Genomic DNA, 19006 nt, shown 5'->3' with positions numbered 1-19006 from the left:
TTTATTGTTATTTCTCACACGGACGTCAGACGCCCAGATAGGTATTCAGGAGCTCCGTCTTGGCTTCAAGCTCGTGAGCATGAATCTCCTCGACGATATGACCGTGTTCCATGACGTAATGACGGTCAGCGATGGGGGCAGCAAAACGGAAGTTCTGCTCCACCAGCAGGATGGTCAAGCCACGCTCCTTCAGCTTGACCAGAACCTCGCCCAGCTTCTGCACGATAACCGGAGCCAGGCCTTCGGTAATCTCATCCAGCAGCAGAATATTGGCACCCGAGCGCAGAATTCGCGCCAGCGCCAGCATCTGTTGTTCACCACCGGACAGCCGTGTTCCCTGGCTGTAACGGCGCTCATAGAGGTTGGGGAACATTTCATACAGTTCCTCCACACTCATGCCGTCGGAACGCACCGAGGGAGGCAACAACAGGTTTTCTTCTACGTTGAGACTGGAGAAAATGCCGCGTTCTTCGGGGCAGTAACCCAGCCCCAGATGCGCAATTTTGTGAGCCGGCATGCCAATGGTTTCGTTACCATTGATATTGATGGAGCCTGAACGGCGGCCCACCATGTTCATGATCGCGCGCAGCGTGGTGGAACGGCCTGCACCGTTACGTCCCAGCAACGTCACCAACTCACCCTGCATCACGTTCATGTCAATGCCATGGAGGATATGGGACTCACCATAGAAAGCATGCAGGTCCGCAATGCGCAGCTTTTCGCGATGATTGCTCATGCCTCTACCCCCTCCTTTCGAGCAGCTTCAGCAGCTGCTTCGGCATTCATCCTGTCCTGCTCCTCGCTGGCCGCAGTACCCATATAGGCTTCACGTACGCGCGGGTCAGCCGATACAGTGGCGTAATCACCCTCCGTCAGGATGGCTCCACGCTGTAGAACCGTAATCCGGTCAGCAAGCTTGGACACCACATGGAGGTTATGCTCCACCATCAGAATGGTCCGACCTTCAGATACCTTTTTGATCAGATCGGCTACCAGCCCCACATCCTCATGCCCCATTCCCTGGGTTGGCTCGTCGAGCAACATCAACTCAGGCTCCAAAGCCAGGGTAGTGGCAATCTCCAGTGCACGCTTGCGACCATATGAAAGGTCAACAGTCTGCGCGTCAGCAAACTCAGCCAGCCCCACCGAATCAAGCAATTCGATGGCACGGTCATTAAGCTTGTTCAGAACAGATTGCGGGCGCCAGAAATGGAAACTGTTACCCTCTTTACGCTGCAATGCTATGCGGACATTCTCCAGCACTGTCAGGTGCGGAAAGACAGCAGAGATCTGAAAGGAACGGACCACACCGGCACGAGCGATAGCGGCAGGCTTCATGGCGGTAATATCACGACCGTTGAACAGAATCTGACCCTCAGTCGGCGTCAGGAACTTGGTCAACAGGTTGAATACCGTCGTCTTGCCGGCCCCGTTGGGACCGATCAGGGCATGTATATGGCCGCGAGTAACCTGGAGGTTAACATCGTCGACCGCGGTGAAACCCTTGAACGCTTTTACAAGGTTACGGGTTTCGAGAACATAGTCTGCACTCATGTGTAAACCAAGCCTCTTGTTGTTTTTATGCTGGCTTTTCGCACTTGGCGTCGAATTATTACCTTCAAATAAGGCATGAACGAAAACTAGCAATTTACCTTAGGGGAATACAATTACTACTTTAGTCTAAACATCCTGCCTCTCAACCCAAAAAATCGGCATATAACTCAACATTTTCAATGCTTTATGTATTTTTTAACTTTTTATGAACGCACAAAAAAAGAGCAAGCGGACCTTTACGTTAACGTAAACTTCATTTAGCCTCGGTACTAATACTGAAGACATGACAGGACTGCAGCAACAGATGAGCAAGACCTATTCAATCAGCGAACTCTCCTCCGAGTTTGATGTGACAACCCGAAGCATTCGCTTCTATGAAGACCAGGGCCTGCTGCATCCGTCCAGACGGGGCCAGACCCGAATCTACAGCAGCAAGGATCGGGTCCGGTTGAAGCTGATTTTGCGTGGCAAGCGCCTGGGGTTTTCACTGGCTGAAACAAAGGAACTGTTTGACCTCTGGGACGAAACCCTGAGCGGTAGCGAAAAACAGCTGTACCTGCTCTTGAAAACAATCAGCGGCAAACGTGCCGAACTTGAGCAGCAGCTAAATGATATCGCCATGATTCAGCTGGAACTGGACAACGCCGAGGCACGTTGCCTCGATGCATTGAAAGAACTGGAACAGAAAAAGACGACTGTCGAATAAGCCTCCACGGCCATCGGCTCAATAACAATAAAGGTGGATTAGATGATCTCTGCATACTCTGAACTGAACTTTGGACTGGGCGATACTCTCGATATGCTGCGTGAGCAGGTCAACAGTTTTGCAGCCCAGGAGATCGCCCCCCGTGCGGAAGCGATCGACCAGGAAAATGCCTTCCCCAATGACCTCTGGCGCAAGTTTGGTGATATGGGCCTTCTGGGCATCACCGTCAAGGAGCAATGGGGCGGTGTTGAAATGGGTTACCTGGCTCATGTCATCGCAATGGAAGAGATCAGCCGAGCTTCGGCCTCCGTTGGCCTGTCCTACGGCGCCCACTCCAACCTGTGCGTCAACCAGATTCACCGTAACGGCAATGATGAACAGCGTGCCAAGTACCTGCCCAAGCTGATCAGCGGCGAGCATATCGGCGCTCTGGCCATGTCCGAGCCCAATGCTGGTTCCGATGTTGTCTCCATGAAACTGACCGCCCGCGACGCTGGTGATCACTACGTTCTGAACGGCAACAAGATGTGGATCACCAACGGTCCGGATGCCAACGTCTATGTCATCTATGCCAAAACCGATCCTGCTGCGGGCCCTAAAGGCATCACCGCTTTCATCGTTGAGCGTGAGACGGAAGGCTTCACCCAGGCCCAGAAACTGGACAAGCTGGGCATGCGCGGCTCGAACACTTGCGAGCTGGTCTTCCAGGACGCCAAGGTGCCCAAGGAAAATATCCTGGGTGAACTGAACGGTGGCGTTAAGGTGCTGATGAGCGGCCTTGATTATGAGCGCCTGGTACTCTCAGGTGGTCCGCTGGGCATCATGCAGGCCGCGATGGATATCGTTGTACCCTATATCCGTGACCGCAAGCAGTTCGGGCAGTCTATCGGTGAGTTCGAACTGGTACAGGGCAAGATCGCCGACATGTACACCCAGATGAATGCCGCCAAGTCCTACGTGTATATGGTTGCACAGGCTGCAGACCGCGGTGAAACCACCCGCAAGGATGCTGCCGGGGCTATCCTCTACTCTGCCGAGATGGCCACCAAGGTCGCGCTCGACGCAATTCAGCTGCTCGGTGGCAACGGCTACATTAACGAATTCCCGACGGGGCGCCTTCTGCGTGACGCCAAACTTTACGAGATCGGTGCCGGTACATCCGAAATCCGTCGCATGCTGATCGGCCGCGAGCTGTTCCTCAACAAATAAGAATAATCAAACGTTCCCGGGTAGTCTGTGGCTGCCCGGTGCAGCGAGGAGCCTTCGATGACTCAACTGCATAGCAAAGTAAATCCGCGCTCGGACGAATTCCGGGCCAACCAGGATGCCATGGAAGCCGCTGTTGGCGACCTGCGTGACAAGGTTACCCAGATCGAACAGGGCGGCGGTCCCAAGTATCAGGAACGCCACCTGTCTCGCGGCAAGCTGCTGCCACGTGACCGTATCAATGCTCTGATTGATGAAGGTTCGCCCTTCCTTGAACTGTCTCAGCTCGCCGCCTATAACGTCTATGACGAAGTAGTGCCCGCCGCCGGGATCATCACCGGTATTGGCCGGGTCAGTGGCGTGGAATGCATGATCATTGCCAATGACGCTACCGTCAAAGGCGGCACCTACTACCCACTGACGGTGAAAAAGCATCTGCGCGCCCAGGAAATCGCCGAGCAAAATCATCTGCCCTGCATTTACCTGGTGGATTCCGGTGGTGCCAACCTGCCCCGTCAGGACGATGTTTTCCCCGACCGTGACCACTTTGGCCGCATCTTCTTCAACCAGGCACGCATGTCCTCGAAAGGCATCCCGCAGATCGCGGTGGTCATGGGGCTGTGTACTGCTGGCGGTGCCTATGTGCCCGCAATGGCGGACGAATCCATCATCGTGCGTAATCAGGGCACCATCTTTCTCGCAGGACCGCCACTGGTAAAGGCCGCGACAGGCGAAGTCGTCAGCGCAGAAGACCTGGGTGGTGCCGATGTGCACTGCAAGGTGTCCGGCGTGGCTGACCATTACGCCGAAAACGATCAGCACGCATTGCAGATCGCTCGTGATTGCGTACGTAACCTGAATCATCGCAAGCAGCTTAATGACCTCAACCTGCGCAAGCCTGACGCCCCGCTTTATTCGGCCGAGGAGCTCTACGGGATCGTCGGTACTGACCTGCGCAAGCCGTTCGACGTGCGTGAAGTGATTGCCCGTATCGTAGATGGCTCCGAATTTGATGAGTTCAAGAAGTATTACGGCACCACCCTGGTGACCGGTTTCGCGCATATCCATGGTTATCCGGTCGGTATCGTCGCCAATAACGGCATCCTGTTCGGCGATTCAGCCCAGAAGGGCGCCCACTTCATCGAACTCTGCTGTCAGCGCAAAATCCCGCTGCTGTTCCTGCAGAACATCACCGGCTTCATGGTCGGCCAGAAAGCCGAATCCGAAGGTATCGCCAAACACGGTGCCAAGATGGTCACCGCGGTGGCCTGTGCCAACGTACCCAAGTTGACCGTTCTGATCGGTGGCAGCTTCGGTGCAGGCAACTACGGCATGTGTGGCCGTGCATACAGCCCCAACTTCCTGTGGATGTGGCCAAATGCGCGCATCTCCGTGATGGGTGGTGAGCAGGCTGCCGGTGTACTGGCCACCGTCAAGCGCGACGGCATGGAGCGTGCTGGAGAAGAATGGTCCGCCGATGAAGAAAAGGCGTTCAAAAAGCCGATCATCGATACCTATGAGCATCAGGGTCACCCCTACTATGCCAGTGCCCGCCTCTGGGATGATGGTGTTATCGACCCGGCCCAGACACGCGATGTCATCGGCATGGGCCTGTCAGCTGCACTGAACAAGCCGATAGACGAGACCCGCTTTGGCGTCTTCCGCATGTAAGACCGAGGTTTAATAGGATAGCGCTATGGATAATAACAATAACACCGTGCTGCTGGAGGTCTCCGCCGAGGGCGTTGCGACTCTGACACTGAATCGGCCTGAGGTGCATAACGCCTTTGACGACACCATTATTGCAGCACTGATCGAGGCCCTTGAAGCCACTGACCGCAATCCTGACGTACGCGTACTGGTGTTGCGATCCAATGGCCGTAATTTCTCTGCTGGTGCTGACCTGGGCTGGATGAAGCGGATGGCTCAGAACAGCCATCAGGAGAACCTCGAAGATGCCGGCCAGCTTGCCCGGCTGATGGAAGTACTGAACAACCACAGCAAACCGACGATTGGCCTTGTTCAGGGCGCCGCCTATGGCGGTGCTGTCGGCCTCGCGGCCTGCTGCGATATTGTCATTGCAACCGAGCAGAGCCAGTTCTGCCTCAGCGAAGTCAAAATTGGCCTGATACCGGCGGTGATCAGCCCCTATGTGGTCCGTGCCATTGGTGAGCGCCTGTCACGCCGTTATTTCCTGACCGCTGAGCCTTTCAGCGCCAGGGTCGCTGCCGATGCCGGTCTGGTCCACGAAGTAGTCCCGCATGCAGACCTGCTCGACGAAGCCTGCAAACGCTTTATCGCCTTGCTGCGCCGCAACAGCCCCCAGGCGATGAATGCCGCCAAGGAGCTGATCTTTGCCGTCAGCCAGAAAACCATTGACCAGTCGGTCATTGATGATACGGCCCGCCGCATCGCTGACATCCGTGTCAGCGAAGAGGGTCAGGAAGGACTGAGCGCCTTCCTCGGCAAGCGCACACCGAACTGGATCGAGGAATAATAGACATGTTTAACAAAATCCTTATTGCCAACCGTGGCGAGATTGCCTGCCGAGTGATCCAGACTGCACATCGTCTCGGTATCCGCTGCGTCGCCGTTTATTCAGAGGCTGACCGACACGCTCGTCACGTTGCCATGGCTGACGAAGCCTTCCTGCTCGGTCCGGCCCCCAGCAGCGAAAGCTACCTGCGTGCCGACAAGATCATTGAAGTCGCCAAGGCCAGCGGCGCCCAGGCCATCCATCCGGGATATGGTTTCCTGTCCGAGAACACTGAATTTGCCAAGGCCTGCGAAGCCAATGATATCGTTTTCATCGGCCCTCCTGCGTCCGCTATTGCTGCCATGGGCTCCAAGTCTGCAGCCAAGGCCATCATGCAGGATGCCGGTGTACCACTGGTTCCCGGTTACCACGGTGACGACCAGTCTCCCGAACTCCTGCGTGCAGAAGCCGAGAAATGCGGTTTCCCGCTGCTGCTGAAAGCCGTTGCTGGCGGTGGTGGCAAGGGGATGCGTGTCGTTGAGTCGATGTCAGAATTTGACGAAGCACTGGCGGCTGCCCAGCGTGAAGCGAAAAACGCCTTCGGCAACCCGGACATGCTGATCGAGAAGTACCTGACACAGCCACGTCATGTGGAGATCCAGGTGTTCTGTGACAACCTGGGCAATGGTGTCTATCTGGCAGAGCGAGACTGCTCTGTTCAACGCCGCCACCAGAAGGTGATCGAGGAAGCCCCTGCTCCGGGGCTGAGTGACGAAACCCGCAAGGCGATGGGTGAAGCAGCCGTTCGCGCAGCCCAGGCGATCGATTACGTCGGTGCCGGTACGGTCGAATTCCTGTACGACGTTGACGGCTCCTTCTATTTCATGGAGATGAACACGCGCCTGCAGGTCGAGCACCCCGTTACCGAGATGATTACCGGTCAGGACCTGGTCGAGTGGCAGTTGCGCGTAGCCAATGGTGAAACCCTGCCGTTGCAGCAGGATCAGATCCGCCTGCGTGGACATGCGCTGGAAGCCCGTATCTATGCCGAAGACCCGGACCACGACTTCCTGCCGGCCACCGGCACGCTGCGCTACCTGCGCACACCCGACGAGAGCGCCCATGTACGCGTCGATACCGGTGTCGTCGAGGGTGATGAAGTCAGCATCCACTATGACCCGATGATCGCCAAACTGATCGTCTGGGATGATAACCGCGAGCGCGCGATCAACCGTATGGTGCAGGCTCTCGAGGAGTATCGCATCAGCGGTGTGAAGACCAACATCCGCTTCTTGCACGCACTGGCCGATTCCGCCCCCTTCCGTAACGAGGAACTGGATACCGGCTTTATCGGCAAGCACGAAGACCTGTTATTCCCGCCGGCTCGACTCGATGAGAACCTGGGTCTGGTCTTGAGCGCCTGCTTCTTCCTGCTGCGCAGCAAGGCGGAACAGACACTGCCCGCCGATCCCTGGTCGCCCTTTGCCCGTCAGAACAGCTGGCGTCTCAACTCGCAGTATGCACGCCCAATGACCCTGCTCAGCGATGATGTACAACATCAGCTCAGCATTCTAGAGCAGGACGACCGTTACGATATCCGCATCGGTGACAGCAGCTACGATGTCCGCGCCAGCCTTGATGGCGATCGTCTCCAGGCCACCATCAACGGCCATCGCTTCAGCATCTGCGGTGATCTGCACCAGGACCAGTTGGTACTCTTCCATGAAGGGGAAACTTTCCACTGTGCCCAGTACCGTGAGCAGTACGGGCTTGAAGACCAAGTCAGCGAAGGCGGACTTCAGGCCCCCATGAATGGTTCGGTGGTCGCGGTACTGGTCAAAGCCGGTGATACCGTGGCGGCAGGCCAGACGCTGGTCATCATGGAAGCGATGAAGATGGAGCACTCCATCAAGGCACCGGCTGCCGGCACGGTCAGTGAGGTTTTCTTCGCCGAAGGGGATCTGGTTTCCGAAGGTGCTGAACTGATTGCTCTCGAACTGGATACAGAGGAGGCGGCCTGATGGCATTTCCGCAACAGGTGCGTATCGTCGAGGTCGGTCCCCGTGACGGCCTGCAGAATGAGCCTGGCCCGATCATCCCCACCGAAACCAAGGTGTCATTGATCGATCGCCTGGCGGCTGCCGGTATCCCCCATATCGAGGCAGCAAGCTTTGTGTCGCCCAAGTGGGTCCCACAGATGGGAGATGCCGCTGCCGTCATGGCCGGCATCAACCGTCGCAGCGGTGTGACCTATTCGGCGCTGACCCCCAACGTAAAGGGGCTGGAAGCTGCCATTGCCGCCAACGTACCCGAGGTTGCAGTATTCAGTGCAGCCTCCGAAGCTTTTACGCAGAAGAACATCAACTGCAGCATTGCCGAGAGTCTGGAACGTTTTCGTCCGCTGATCGAACAGGCCCAGCATGCGGGTATCCGAGTTCGCGGATATGTCTCAACCGTCCTGGGCTGCCCCTATCAGGGCGAGATTGATCCTGCACAGGTGGCAGCCGTCAGCCGCGAACTGATCGACATGGGCTGCTATGAGGTGTCGCTTGGCGACACCATCGGTACTGGCACACCACTGAAAGCCAAAAAAATGCTGGAAGTCGTGAGCAAGGAGGTTTCAATGGATCGACTGGCCGCTCATTTCCATGATACCTATGGTCAGGCGCTGGCAAACCTTTACGCCGTACTCGAAGAGGGTATCGCAGTCATTGACAGCTCCACTGCAGGCCTCGGTGGTTGCCCTTATGCCAAGGGTGCCTCCGGCAATGTAGCCACTGAGGATGTGCTTTACCTGCTGCAGGGGCTTGGAATCGAAACCGGTATCGATCTGCAGGCTGTAGTCAACACCGGTCACTGGATCACACGCGAGCTGGGCCGTCACAACGGCTCCAAGGTCGCGTTGGCGCTTGGCGAGTGCGGTCGCTGAGCACGACGGACAGTAATACTGAATAACCGTGCCGTATAACGATAATAAGGGGTATTAAAGGATGTCACAGCCCGATCATATCACCGCTCTTGATCTACCGATCCCCGAGCGTCATCAGCTGCCTGAAGAGGTGCAGAAATACTTCGGCAAGTGTGACGAAAAACTGGGTATGGTGCCCAATGTGCTCACGGCGTACAGCCAGAACCTGTCCCAGTTCGAGGTGTTTACCCGCTTCTATAACGAACTCATGTTCGGCGACAGCGAGCTTACCCCTTTGGAGCGGGAAATGATCGCAGTGGTCGTCTCTTCAGAGAACAGCTGCTACTACTGCCTGACAGCACATGGCGCTGCCGTGCGCGAATACTCGGAAGATCCGGCGCTGGGTGAACTGATGGTGATGAACTATCGCGTTGCCGAGCTTGAACCTCGCCAGCGAGCCATGCTGGACTTTGCTCACAAGCTGACTGTCAGTCCGGCCGAAATCAGCGAGCATGACCGTCAGTCCCTGCGGGATGTCGGCTTCAGTGACAGAGGTATCTGGGACATCGCTAACATTGCCGGCTTTTACAATATGACCAATCGCGTGGCCAGCGCAGTCGATATGCAACCGAATCCCGAATATCACGGACGTTTTCGTTAAGGTTGGCTGAGCAACCCTTTCATCTGACCGCATAACAACAAAAATCGGAGTCATTACGATGAGCAAATCTCTACCTAGCTACACCAGCAGCACCGCCGACAAACCGCTGATCGGCATGACCATTGGCGACAAGTTTGACGAGATCGCCAATCAGTATCCTGACAACGATGCCCTGATCGTGCTGCATCAGAATATCCACTGGAGCTACCGTGAGCTGCAGCAGCAGGTCAACCAGTGTGCCCGCGCCCTGATGGCACTGGGCGTACGTAAAGGCGACCGCGTTGGCGTCTGGTCTCCGAACTGTTCCGAATGGACCGTGAGCCAGTTCGCCACCGCCAAGATCGGCGCCATTCTGGTCAACATCAACCCGGCCTACCGTACCCATGAGCTGGAATACGCACTGAATCAGTCCGGAGCACGCTTCCTGATCACCGCCGACAGCTTCAAGACCTCTGACTACCGCGGCATGCTGTATGAGCTGGCCCCGGAACTGAAGGCCTGTGCTGACGGCAAACTCAAGTCGCAGAAACTGCCTGAGTTGGAGTGCATCATCAATCTGTCCAGCGAAAAGCATGCCGGCATGTGGCGTTGGGCTGATATGATGGAGCAGGCTGAACAGGTCAGCGAGAAAGACCTGACGGATCTGCAGGCGACGCTACAGTTCGATGAGCCAATCAATATCCAGTACACCTCAGGCACCACCGGCTTTCCGAAAGGCGCGACCCTGTCACACCACAACATTCTCAATAATGGTTTCTTCGTTGCCGAAAGCATGGGCTTCACCAGCGAAGACCGTCTGGTTATTCCTGTGCCCTTGTACCACTGCTTCGGCATGGTGATGGGTAACCTCGGCTGCGTTACCCATGGCGCGACCATGATCTATCCGGATGAAGGCTTCGAGCCGACCTCTGTGCTTAAAGCGGTCCATTCACAGAAGGCAACAGCACTCTACGGCGTACCCACCATGTTCATCGCCGAACTGGACCACCCGGAGTTCGAAAGCTTCGATCTGTCTACTCTGCGCACTGGTATCATGGCCGGCTCCATCTGCCCGACCGAGGTGATGAAGCAGGTGATCAACAAGATGCACATGTCCGAGGTGCAGATCGCCTATGGCATGACCGAAACCAGCCCGGTATCGACCCAGACCGGTGCCAGCGACAGCATCGAAAAGCGCGTTTCAACGGTCGGCCGTACCCAGCCGCATCTGGAAAGCAAGATCATCGATCCAGGCAATGGTCAGATCGTGCCGCGTGGTGAAATTGGTGAGCTGTGCACCCGTGGCTACAGCGTCATGCTGAAGTACTGGAACAATGAGAAAGCCACTGAGGAAGCGATCGACGAAGCGGGCTGGATGCATACCGGTGACCTGGCCATCATGGATGACGAGGGTTACATTCAGATTGTCGGACGTATCAAGGACATGGTGATTCGTGGCGGTGAAAACGTCTACCCGAAAGAGATTGAAGAGTTCCTGTATACGCACCCGGCAGTTTCTGAAGTGCAGGTAACCGGCGTGCCTGACAAGAAGTATGGTGAAGAGCTGATTGCCTGGGTCAAGCTGCACCCCGGCAACGACGACGTCACAGGAGAGGACTTGCGCGAGTTCTGCAAGGGCAAGATCACCCACTTCAAGATTCCACGCTACTTCAAGTTTGTGGATGCTTTCCCGATGACGGTAACCGGCAAGATCCAAAAGTTCAAAATGCGTGAAATCTCCATCGAAGAACTGGGTCTTGATGACTAAGCCTGCTGCATAAGGAGTTCAACGCCGGCCACTGGCCGGCGTTTTTGATCATGAGCATTGACCAGCATTACGATCAACAACTTGATACCGATACCGTGCTCCAGCGAGTGCACCAGCACTACCCGGAGGGTGCAAGCCTGTATCAATTGGCCCCTCTGGATCAGTTGCACATCGGTGGTATAAAGGCGTCTGAGCGCCTCCTCCGCAACTTCAACCCCGCGCAACATCAACAGGTATTGGATATCGGCTCGGGTGCCGGCGGCCTGATGCGACAGGCCGCCCTGGCGGGCATCAATATGATCGGGCTGGATATTACCCATGCACTCAACCGCCTTAATCTGGGCCTGAACACCTGTCTTTCTGCGCCGGTCCACAACTCCATTCTGACCGCTGACGCGCACCACCTGCCCATCGCCAACAACTGCATTGACCTCGTGCTGTTTCAGCACAGTTTTCTCAACATGCCTGATGACGTGCAGGTACTGCGCGAATGCCGACGCGTTCTCAAGCCGGGTGGTCATCTGGTCATGCATGAAGTGGTTTCAGGCCCTGCCGCCGACCAGATGCGCTTCCCCGTGCCCTGGGCGGAAAATTCCAGCCACTCATGCCTGCTGACACAGACCATTCTGGCATCTCGACTTATGGAGTCAGGGTTCGACATCATACGGATTGAAGACTGGAGCCAGGATGCACTTACCTGGCGGCGTCGCCAGCTTGAAAAGGAACAAGGCCCCTCTTCCAAACCCTCTCCCCTTTCACCGGCCCTGGTGCTGGGCAGCCGATTCAAGTCCATGGGGGAGAACCTGGTGCACAATCTGGAAACCGAAGCTATCAGGGTTGTCGAAGTTTTCGCATCTGCCACCGCAGAATAATGCGCTCGCTTGCACTGGAGGCGGCTGGCAGAATCCGACCTTTTGGCACAAGATCAACTCAACGGGGCTATAAAAGCCACTGCCAGAAGCCTTTGGCAGAGATGTTTTAACTCGTGTTTCTGCAAGTCTTACGCACCGGAGGTGTGGCTTGAGACAGGAAGTACTGGATCGATATGACCGGGACAGTGCCGGTACTCTCGTCATTGACGTTTCTGCAGCACGTATTGAGGAGTTGTATAACGACTTCGACAAGAGCGCGCCTTACATACGGCGAGACCTGGATGAAAACCTTGCCGAGTATCTGTCCGACTCTGCACGTGAGTTATGCCCCGCTCCATTCATCATCCGCTTCACCTTTGATTACCCACCAAACGAAGCGGGTGTCAGGCGCATCGAAAGTAGCCTTAACACCTACTTCCTCTATTTGGCCGACATCGAATTACACAATATTCTGCAACTGTTTCGTCGCTCATTCATTCTGTTCAGTATCGGCCTCTGCATCCTTGTAACGTCCGTCTGGTTGAACCTTCACCTGGAAAACGAACGCTCAATCATTGCCGATGTATTTGCCGAGGGCCTCACTATCGCAGCCTGGGTATCCATTTGGGAAGCACTGGCCATTGTGATGATCGAATGGTTTCCTCACCGTCGCAACCGTCAGCTTTATCGACGGCTTGCACAGGCTTCACTGGCTTTTCGCTCGGCTGCAGATCGCCCCTCGGATACCGAGATGTTCCAACCGCACCCGTGACATTCGCTGGCTTTCTTCTGCATCCCTCCCAGCACGCGAGCAGGTGTGGTGGCATTCTCAACTCCATACACCATACTTCCTTAAGGTAGAGGAAACACATCAAGCCGGGAGGTACTGATATGTCCAGAACCATCACCGTATCCAATGATGTCTACGCCGCAATCGTCGCCAGACGTTTGCATAAGGATGAGCCGGAAGACACTATCCTGAGCCGTATCCTGCTAAACGCCGGGACTGCACAAGAAGTCCATGCACACGCCCACAAGGATACGGATGATGCGCATCTGATTCTGGATAGTGATATGGACCACACTTCCGAATAGCACAATGTTGTATGGGTCATACCGATCAGCCGGCTATGAAACAGCCCTACCGAACGAAAAAGCCCAGATACAAAAAACCCCGCCGAATAGAGCACTCGGCGGGGTTTTTAACGTGCATCACATGAGGATCAGATATCGATCACGTCGAACTGCACGTCCGGATTCACGTCAGCTTCGTAGTCAACACCGTCGATACCGAAACCGAACAGTTTCAGGAACTCGTCCTTGTACAGCTGGTAGTCGGTCACATCGAACAGGTTTTCGCTGGTCACTTGCGGCCAGAGATCACGGCAGGCCTGCTGTACGTCTTCACGCAGCTCCCAGTCGTCCATGCGGTAACGGTTGCCGTCGTCGATCTCGGCAGTGGTACCGTACAAACCAGTCTTGAACAGGCGGTGAACCTGTTCCATACAGCCTTCATGGACACCCTGCTCGCGCATGACCTTGAATACCATGGACAGGTACAGCGGCATCACCGGAATGGCAGAGCTGGCCTGAGTCACGACAGACTTCAGCACAGCAACGTTCGCCTGACCATTGTGAGCGCCGGAAAGCTTGGCATTCAGCTCATTGGCAGCACGGTCCAGATCCTGCTTGGCTTTGCCCAGCGCACCGTGCCAGTAGATCGGCCAGGTGATATCGGTACCGATGTAGCTGTAGGCCACGGTCTTGCAGCCATCAGCCAGTACACCGGCGTCTTCCAGGGCATTGATCCAGAGTTCCCAGTCTTCACCGCCCATCACGGTTACGGTGTTGGCAACTTCTTCTTCCGTTGCCGGTTCGATCTCGGCTTCGGTGATCACATCCTTGTTGGTATCGATCGCAGTCGAGCGGTAAGGTTCGCCAATCGGCTTCAGAGCCGAGCGAACGACTTCACCGGTTTCCGGCATTTTACGCACCGGAGACGCCAGCGAGTACACCACCAGATCGACCTGACCCAGGTCTTCCTTAATCAGTTCGATGGTTTTCTGCTTGGCTTCATGGGAGAAAGCATCGCCGTTCAGACTCTTGGCATACAGGCCTGCTTCCTTCGCACACTTGTCGAAAGCCGCAGCGTTATACCAGCCAGCCGTACCCGACTTGCGCTCGGTGCCCGGTTTTTCGAAGAAGACACCGATGGTGGCGGCATCGCTGCCGAAAGCAGCGGCAATGCGTGAAGACAGACCGTAACCACTGGATGCGCCGATCACCAGCACGCGCTTGGGACCGTTTTCGATCTTGCCCTGTGCCTGGGTGTATGCGATCTGTTCACGGACATTGGCTTCACAGCCAACAGGATGCGTGGTCGTACAGATAAAGCCACGAATTTTCGGTTTGATAATCATATTCGATTCGGTGCCATCATTATGTTCAGGTACAAAATTGCTGCTTAAGATAACGTATTTGGGCGCCAGACAACAGCACCCAGCCGGTCTCAGACTCTGGCTAGCAAGCCATGGCGCCATACAGGAAGAGCTCAATGGCCTGATCGACCGCTCGATCCTGCTCCTCCTTACTGATTGAAACGCCCATCAGCGCGCGCAGCTGGAAATTACCCTTGACCATCTCCATAAACTGGAAAGCAGCCGTTTCCGTATCCCTGATGTTCATGATGCCCTGCTCAACCTGACGCTGCAGATACGCACTGAGCTTTTCGTTGATACGCTTGGGCCCCTGAGCATAAAACAGTGACTGGATATGTTCTCGTTCACTGCTGCAATCCATGCTGACCAGTCGGTACAACCCTATCGCTTCAGGACTCAGTACCCGCTCCAGCAGCAAGTGTCCATAGCGTTTCAATGCCTGCTCCGGTGAGTCACCACGCTTGGCTGCACATTCAACCGCTTCGAAGGCGGCAAACACCCTGTTGGAGGTTTGCATCATCATCGCCTCGAACAGCCCCAGTTTGCTGCCGAAGAGGCGATACAGCGTGCTTAACGAGCCGCCGGCCCGGCACATGATGTCGTTGATACTGGCGTTATCGTAGCCCTGCTCAAGAAACACCTCACGGGCGGCGTCGAGGATTCGTCTCTGACGCTCCAGGCCCTTGGGAGTCAGGCCACAGGGTCTTGCATTCTCATCCGATTGCACGTTGTTCATCAGCTTATTCTGCATCTTGATATGGCGACATTATATCAGCGCCTCTCAGTGAATATATCGGCCTGAATCAATCGATTATAGTAATGAGTGTAATGTAACGTAAATTACATTACACTATATTTCAGTTTCAGCTCCTTCGAGCATCCTGGTCATTCCACATTATTCAAACCAGGACACAGGCCCCCTGTTAGCCATACGAGACGTAATCATGACCGCTAAACACCTTCACATACCTGGCTTGATTCTGATGTTGGCGGGTTTGACGGCGCTCGCCCCCTTATCGACAGATGCCTACCTGCCTGCAATTCCAACCATCGCAGCCGAACTGGGTATTTCAATTCATCAGGTAGAACTGTCCGTTAGTCTGTTTCTGGCAGGCTTCGCCTGCGGCCAGTTGACCGGGGGGCCTTTCTCCGATCGTTTTGGGCGCCGCAAGGCGATTTTCACAGGTCTGAGCCTTTTCTTTCTGGGCGCCTGTGCGGCCATGCTGGCCAACTCCATTGAAACTCTGCTGGCAGCCCGTATTCTTCAAGGCTTTGGTGGCGGCGTCAGTGTCGTCAATTCGGCAGCCGTCATTCGTGATCGTCACTCCGGACGTGAAAGCGCTCGAGCAATGAGCCGCATGGCCAGTATTCTGATGACCGCTCCACTGCTGGCTCCGGTGCTGGGCACCGTCCTGCTGGAGGTTGCCAACTGGCGCAGCATATTCTTTTTTCTGGCCTCATACGCACTGCTGATGTTACTTGTGCTGTGGTTGAAGTTACCGGAAACACGCACTCCCCAGCCCGGCCCAATGCCCAACCCCTTGCGCAGTTATGCGACGATACTCTCACACCGTACCGCACTCGGGTATCTGTTGTCCGTGGCATTCAGTTATGCTGGCATGTTCGCCTTCATCACGGGATCATCGGGCAGTTATATCCATTACTATGGTGCCTCTCCCAGCCTCTACACCGTGCTGTTTGGTCTCAATATTGTCACTCTGCTGGCCTGTAATCAGATCAACATACGTCTGCTGCACCGGTTTTCGTCCCAGCAATTACTGCAAATGGCTCAACGCGTTCAGCTCTTGACAGCCGGTATTCTGATGCTGGTGTTTACGCTGACAGAAGCGCCCCTCTGGGTTGTCGTCGTACTGATCATGTTCTACATCGGTGTTCAGGGCTTTGTGATCTCGAACGGTATGGCCGGTACCAGCGAGTTTTTCCCCAACATGGCTGCAACTGCTGCCGCACTGGTAGGCGCCAGCGGCTTTGCGGCCGGGGCATTAGCCGGCTCTCTGGTAGGCCTGTTGGGTGACGGTACCCCCTTGCCCATGATCGCCGTGATGCTGACTTCAAGCATTGCCGGAAACCTGTTGGGGCTCTGGCTATTGCCACGAAGTGTCCGGGCTAGTCACCGGTGTGAGAACGCTGAAAACTGAACTGGATGGAGTCGGTATTGCCGCTGGCATCAACTACGCTGAGCCGGTAATGGCCACTGTTTTTCAGGGCCAGCGCCAATCGGTTACCTTGAAGTGCCGTTAATGATTCCCCATTCAGGTACCAATTCAGCGAGCCTGTTGCTCCGCTGACGCCAAGATCGATCTCAAGTGTCTCTCGGCCTGGCGGCAACCTTAGATGGTTCCCGTTTTCGATACCGATGATGCGAAGGCGTTCGCGCCCCCCCACGAGGCGGGTGCAACGGTTGGCCGCTGGCGGCAGTCGTGATTCACGCCGCCACTCAGCCCTGATCCAGGGTTCAACCGGCAACGGCCAGAGTGCGATGCTGCGCTGTTCCAGATGCTGCTCTGCTGTCTTGCAACTCGGTGAAACGCCAAGCCCCGTGGCTTCATCCAGCCAAACCTTACGCAGCAATGGTGGCTGAAGCATATCGGGCGTCTGTGTCAGCGTTGGCGGGGCAGTATCATTCAACAGCCAGGCCTCAAACTGCTGAAGGCAGTTGTCGACCTTATTATCCTGCTGCTGTTTCAAAGTCCCCAGAGGCCAGCAAACCGGTTGACGACTGACACTTTCCGGCTGCTTCAGGGGCACTCCCATCTCAGGCAGCAATTGATGCACCCGAAACAGCAGGGGCGCAGCCATCTGCCGCCCAAAGCGACCGGGACTGGGACTTCCATCGGGACGTCCCACCCAAACGCCAATGGTCCATTGTGGAGATACTCCGACCGCCCAGGCATCACGATAGCCATAACTGGTTCCGGTTTTCCAGGCCAGCTGCCAAGGCCTGTCACTCAAGGGATTCAGGGCCCTCACGGGGTTTTGCGCCAGCATGTGCCAACTGATCCAGGCCGCACCTGCACTCATCACCCAACGGTTGTGTTCAGGCTCATGAGGCTGCAGCCTCACCGCTCCTGCAAGCCCCTCTCGTGCGAGCGCAGTATAGACACCGACCAGTGACTCCAGCGTAGTGCCAACACCGCCCAACACAACGGCCTCGCTTGGCTGCAACTGGCCTTCACCTCGCAAGATCATGCCTGCATTTTGCAAGGTTGCCACAAAACGATCAGGCCCCAGATGCTCCATCAGCTGCACAACCGGCAGATTGAGTGAACGCCGCAGGGCTTCGATGGCCGTTACCGGCCCACTGAAGCCACCGGTAAAATTGTGTGGTCGATAGGTTTTCCCGTGCCGGGGAGTATCCATCAGCAACGAATGCGAATGGATAAGACCACGATCCAGCGCCATGCCATAGGCAAAGGGCTTGAGTGTCGAGCCTGGAGAGCGAATGGCACGCACCATATCGACATGCCCTTCACTGAGTTGATCACCGAAGTGGGCACTGCCCACATACGCTCTCACAGCACGATCTGCATTCCGCACCACCATGACCGCCAATGACTGACGTTCATCCAGCCTCACCCGATAGCTTTCCACCAGCCCTTGTAACTGCCGCTGCAAGCCAGCATCCACCAGGCTGTGAATCTCGGTACAGGAGGGACAATGCGCCTTCAGGCGTTGCGCCAGCAGGGGGGCCAGCAAGGGTGGCTCTGGTGGCAGTGCAGCGACAGGCTCCCGCCTGGCGGCGTTGACTCTTTGCGCAGGCCATAGCCCCAACTGGAGCATCCGTTGCAAGACCTTGTCACGCGCCTCTCGCGCACGCTGAGGGTAACGATCAGGGCGCCATTCACTGGGCCGCTGTGGCAAGACCGCCAGCAAAGCCGCTTCCGCATCACTGAGCTGCCGGGCAGGTTTGCCGAAGTAATGACGAGAGGCTGACTCGACTCCCGACAGCATGCCGCCAAAGGGCGCCAGATTGAGATAGAGCGTCAGAATTTCATCTTTGCTGTAGTGCCACTCAAGCTGAAGGGTTCTGAATGCCTGCTGCAGCTTGCCGGTCCAGTTTCGTGGATAGGGGTCCAGCATGCCGGCAACCTGCATGCTGAGAGTCGAGCCTCCTGATACCACTCTGCCGGCGCCAAGATTCTGGAAGGCTGCTCGCACAATCGAAAAGGGATTGATACCGGGATGGTAGTAAAATGCCCGATCCTCGTAGGCCATGAGCACTTCCAGATATACCGGTGCCACCTCTGCAAGGGTGACCGGATATCGCCAGGTTTCATCAGGTGCCGGGAAAGCCCGCAGCAATTGACCGTCTTCGGCAAGCACGCGTGTAGCCGGTGGCGGCGCGGCGGGCAATGGGTACTGACGATCAAGTACCCATGCCAGCACCAGCAGGCCCAACGGCAACAGCCACCACAACCGGTGTTTGCTTTGCACCGGC

The 19006-nt window shown here is 56.0% G+C and carries 17 protein-coding genes; 12 read left to right on the top strand and 5 right to left on the bottom strand.

The genetic code is table 11. The features are described from left to right. Window positions 1-25 precede the first annotated feature (25 nt). Entirely contained in the window at window positions 26-736 is a 711-nt protein-coding gene (locus LN244_RS06615; RefSeq protein ID WP_239042060.1) for an ABC transporter ATP-binding protein, read from the bottom strand. Then, a complete protein-coding gene (locus tag LN244_RS06610) occupies window positions 733-1554 on the bottom strand; it encodes an ABC transporter ATP-binding protein (RefSeq protein WP_239042059.1) in 822 nt (273 codons plus the stop codon). Before LN244_RS06610 ends, LN244_RS06615 begins: the two co-directional genes overlap by 4 nt. A 304-nt stretch (window positions 1555-1858) precedes the next feature. On the opposite strand from LN244_RS06610, the gene LN244_RS06605 reads away from it, so the two are divergent. From LN244_RS06605 to LN244_RS06555, 11 genes are all read left to right on the top strand, one after another. Next, on the top strand, window positions 1859-2260 hold the full coding sequence (locus tag LN244_RS06605; RefSeq protein WP_239042058.1) for a MerR family transcriptional regulator: 402 nt from the start codon (window positions 1859-1861) through the stop codon (window positions 2258-2260). Between the two features lie 42 nt (window positions 2261-2302). Next, on the top strand, window positions 2303-3469 hold the full coding sequence (locus tag LN244_RS06600) for an isovaleryl-CoA dehydrogenase (protein ID WP_239042057.1): 1167 nt from the start codon (window positions 2303-2305) through the stop codon (window positions 3467-3469). Between the two features lie 57 nt (window positions 3470-3526). Next, complete coding sequence (locus tag LN244_RS06595) at window positions 3527-5137, top strand: carboxyl transferase domain-containing protein (protein WP_239042056.1); 1611 nt, start codon at window positions 3527-3529, stop codon at window positions 5135-5137. A 25-nt stretch (window positions 5138-5162) separates the two neighbouring features. Continuing rightward, window positions 5163-5963 (top strand): enoyl-CoA hydratase/isomerase family protein, encoded by an 801-nt coding sequence (locus LN244_RS06590; protein ID WP_239042055.1) that lies wholly within the window; start codon window positions 5163-5165, stop codon window positions 5961-5963. A gap of 5 nt (window positions 5964-5968) precedes the next feature. Continuing rightward, window positions 5969-7963 carry an acetyl/propionyl/methylcrotonyl-CoA carboxylase subunit alpha gene (locus LN244_RS06585; RefSeq protein WP_239042054.1) on the top strand — a complete coding sequence of 665 codons (1995 nt, stop codon included), beginning with the start codon at window positions 5969-5971 and terminating at the stop codon, window positions 7961-7963. Continuing rightward, window positions 7963-8871 (top strand): hydroxymethylglutaryl-CoA lyase, encoded by a 909-nt coding sequence (locus LN244_RS06580; protein WP_239042053.1) that lies wholly within the window; start codon window positions 7963-7965, stop codon window positions 8869-8871. Before LN244_RS06585 ends, LN244_RS06580 begins: the two co-directional genes overlap by 1 nt. Window positions 8872-8932: 61 nt before the next feature. After that, window positions 8933-9511, top strand: coding sequence for a peroxidase-related enzyme (locus LN244_RS06575; RefSeq protein WP_239042052.1), 579 nt, complete (start codon window positions 8933-8935; stop codon window positions 9509-9511). Window positions 9512-9569: 58 nt separating this feature from the next. Continuing rightward, window positions 9570-11258 carry an AMP-binding protein gene (locus tag LN244_RS06570; RefSeq protein WP_239042051.1) on the top strand — a complete coding sequence of 563 codons (1689 nt, stop codon included), beginning with the start codon at window positions 9570-9572 and terminating at the stop codon, window positions 11256-11258. A 50-nt stretch (window positions 11259-11308) separates the two neighbouring features. Continuing rightward, complete coding sequence (locus LN244_RS06565; protein ID WP_239042050.1) at window positions 11309-12130, top strand: class I SAM-dependent methyltransferase; 822 nt, start codon at window positions 11309-11311, stop codon at window positions 12128-12130. Between the two features lie 148 nt (window positions 12131-12278). After that, on the top strand, window positions 12279-12881 hold the full coding sequence (locus tag LN244_RS06560) for a hypothetical protein (protein WP_239042049.1): 603 nt from the start codon (window positions 12279-12281) through the stop codon (window positions 12879-12881). A 119-nt stretch (window positions 12882-13000) separates the two neighbouring features. Continuing rightward, window positions 13001-13204 (top strand): hypothetical protein, encoded by a 204-nt coding sequence (locus tag LN244_RS06555; protein WP_239042048.1) that lies wholly within the window; start codon window positions 13001-13003, stop codon window positions 13202-13204. Between the two features lie 128 nt (window positions 13205-13332). Here LN244_RS06555 and fabV read toward each other — a convergent pair whose 3' ends face one another. Both fabV and LN244_RS06545 read right to left on the bottom strand, forming a co-directional pair. After that, a complete protein-coding gene (gene fabV / locus LN244_RS06550; protein WP_239042047.1) occupies window positions 13333-14529 on the bottom strand; it encodes an enoyl-ACP reductase FabV in 1197 nt (398 codons plus the stop codon). A 100-nt stretch (window positions 14530-14629) separates the two neighbouring features. Beyond that, on the bottom strand, window positions 14630-15283 hold the full coding sequence (locus LN244_RS06545) for a TetR/AcrR family transcriptional regulator (protein WP_239042046.1): 654 nt from the start codon (window positions 15281-15283) through the stop codon (window positions 14630-14632). A gap of 208 nt (window positions 15284-15491) precedes the next feature. Here LN244_RS06545 and LN244_RS06540 point away from each other — a divergent pair, with 208 nt between their 5' ends. Beyond that, on the top strand, window positions 15492-16706 hold the full coding sequence (locus LN244_RS06540) for a multidrug effflux MFS transporter (RefSeq protein ID WP_239042045.1): 1215 nt from the start codon (window positions 15492-15494) through the stop codon (window positions 16704-16706). On the opposite strand, the gene pbpC is transcribed toward LN244_RS06540, so the two are convergent. Next, window positions 16675-19002: a penicillin-binding protein 1C gene (pbpC, locus tag LN244_RS06535; protein ID WP_239042044.1), complete on the bottom strand. Its 2328-nt coding sequence runs from the start codon at window positions 19000-19002 to the stop codon at window positions 16675-16677. The genes LN244_RS06540 and pbpC overlap by 32 nt on opposite strands. Between the last annotated feature and the right edge of the window lie 4 nt (window positions 19003-19006).

Origin of the sequence: Marinobacterium sediminicola, from assembly GCF_022343685.1 — a bacterium.
Classification (GTDB): Bacteria; Pseudomonadota; Gammaproteobacteria; order Pseudomonadales; family Balneatricaceae; genus Marinobacterium; species Marinobacterium sediminicola.
The sequence above is the reverse complement of the archived record's forward strand: the minus strand, read 5'-3'. Positions and strand labels throughout refer to the sequence as shown.